The organism is Desulfovibrio piger ATCC 29098 (assembly GCF_000156375.1).
GTDB lineage: Bacteria > Desulfobacterota > Desulfovibrionia > Desulfovibrionales > Desulfovibrionaceae > Desulfovibrio > Desulfovibrio piger.
The window spans coordinates 30792-32781 of the sequence record NZ_DS996358.1; the positions used below are offsets into that span (position 1 = coordinate 30792).

Consider the following 1990-nt stretch of genomic DNA (forward strand, 5'->3'; position numbering starts at 1 on the left):
ATGACGGTTCTCACGGTCGCGGTCCGTTTGGCGGGCGTGCGGACTTCTCCGGCGTGCGCCATGATGGGCGCTCCCGGCATGACGGCCAAGCACGGCATAGCCTGTGGGGCTGGCTGCCCAAGGCGGGGGAACGCGCCCCCGTGTTCACCTATGCCACGTTATCCGATGTGTGCGCCGTTGCCGTGAGGCTGGAAGGTACGGCGGGCATGGAGGATGCTTTTTCACTGACGGAGGACGTGGCCGTGCGGGTGCTGCGCTACACGCTGCATAACGGTACGGCTTTCCACAACAGCGGGCCGCAGTACGGCGGCAAGGAGCTTGTATGAATTTCAGGGATGAAGCCCGGCTGCATGGCATTTTCGACATCCGCGTCATCAAGGCGGGGCGGGAAATCGAACATTACCGGGATGAAAACATGATTATGAGCAGCGCGCGTGACGCGCTGGCCCGTCTTATCGGCGGGGCCGGTTCGGGAAAAACGGTAACGAAGATCGGCGTGGGCACCAACGGCAACGGCCCGACGCCGGACGACAAGGGACTGACCGGGGCCTACTCCAAGCCGGTGTCGGGTTGCACCTATCCGGCCACGGGGGAAGCCTGTTTCGCCTTCACCATCGGCGCAGGTGAAGCCAACGGCAAGAGTATCCGGGAGTTCGGCCTGCTCTGTTCGGACGGGACGCTGTTCGCCCGCAAGACGCGCGGCGTCATCGAGAAGGCGGACGACATTGAAATCACGGGGACCTGGACCATCAAATTCTAAGGCAGGTGAACTATGGCGAATCTGAAAGAAACAGCGCAGTGGGAAGACGGTATTTACCGCATCGAGCAGACGGACCCTGTGGTGGGCGGGGAAGACGGGATAGACAATATCCAGGCAAAACAGCTCGGTAACCGTACCCTGTACCTGAAAAAGAAACTGGAAGAAATGGAAGGAACGGTGGACGGCTATGCGCCGGACATGCAGGAAGCGCTCTTTGCCGGTCTGAAGCTGGGGCTTGACCTGGGCGCGCTGGCCATGAAGGAGCATGAGCAGACGCGGCTCACGCGCTTTCAGGAAATCCGCGCCACATCAAGAACCGTGGCATCAAAAGCGGCGTGACACTTTCCAAAAGTTCTACGGCCACACGCAACATCAGTTGCAGCGATGGCGTGGTGTTCATGAACGGACGGGAATATCCGGTGGCCAACCAGACGAACACGGCCAGTGTGGCCAGCAATACCACGGAGAAGTCTGGCGTGGTCATCATCTATATGTTCCTGACGGAAGCCGGGATCATCGACGTGGCGGCCACCACGTTGAACGGTCCGCTGCCGGAAGGGGCTATCGAACTTGCCCGTGCAACGGTTCCTGCGGGCAATACGGAAGAAAACGACCCGTATCTGTCGAAAGTTACCATCACGGACAGCGCCCGCCGTGAACCGGGCTGGCCCAACATCCAGAAGTCGCCCGCCACGGTCTCCGTGCCGCTGAACCGTACCCTGCCGGACGCGGAGTATCTGGTAAATGTGGAAGTGGTGGGCAGCACGGGCGGACGCCTGCAAAACGGCGACGTGTACGCGACCGACAAACTCAAAAACGGGTTCAAGCTGACTACCAGCGGCACGGCGGATTCTGTGGACGTGCGCCTGCTGGTGTCGCATCCCGCCATGTAAGGAGACACTATGCAGATCGAAAAGAACGGTTCCGGGCCGTGGCCCGGTGTGGACGTGGAAGGAGTGACCGTCACGCTGACGGTGGGGGACGATGCCCTGTCTTTTGACTGTGCGGCCCTGCAGGAAGACGGGCAGGTCACGGTGGACGTGGTGCGCGGCCATGACGGCGGGCTTGCTATTGGCGTGGAAAAAGGCGTGGAATATGTGGCCAACCTGATTATTCCCCCGGTCCGCTATGAGGACGTTCCGCTGCCGGTCACGCTGGAAGAGCCGGACCTGCCGGAAGACCTTGACCCGGCCTGCATCACGCCCGCGCCGACGACAGAAAGCGTGCGCG

5 protein-coding genes are annotated in these 1990 nt (G+C 61.3%); all 5 read left to right on the top strand.

From position 1 onward, the window contains the following. On the top strand, window positions 1-326 hold a 326-nt coding region (locus tag DESPIG_RS06735), incomplete at its 5' end, for a hypothetical protein (RefSeq protein ID WP_006006625.1). After that, window positions 323-760 (top strand): hypothetical protein, encoded by a 438-nt coding sequence (locus DESPIG_RS06740; protein WP_006006627.1) that lies wholly within the window; start codon window positions 323-325, stop codon window positions 758-760. The genes DESPIG_RS06735 and DESPIG_RS06740, both read left to right, overlap by 4 nt. 12 nt (window positions 761-772) lie before the next feature. Beyond that, window positions 773-1099 (top strand): hypothetical protein, encoded by a 327-nt coding sequence (locus tag DESPIG_RS13750; RefSeq protein ID WP_006006629.1) that lies wholly within the window; start codon window positions 773-775, stop codon window positions 1097-1099. After that, window positions 1096-1653, top strand: coding sequence for a hypothetical protein (locus DESPIG_RS06750; RefSeq protein WP_147589043.1), 558 nt, complete (start codon window positions 1096-1098; stop codon window positions 1651-1653). The genes DESPIG_RS13750 and DESPIG_RS06750 overlap by 4 nt, the downstream gene beginning before the upstream one ends. Window positions 1654-1662: 9 nt before the next feature. Continuing rightward, window positions 1663-1990 (top strand): hypothetical protein (locus DESPIG_RS06755; RefSeq protein WP_006006633.1); only part of this gene is annotated, 328 nt, incomplete at its 3' end.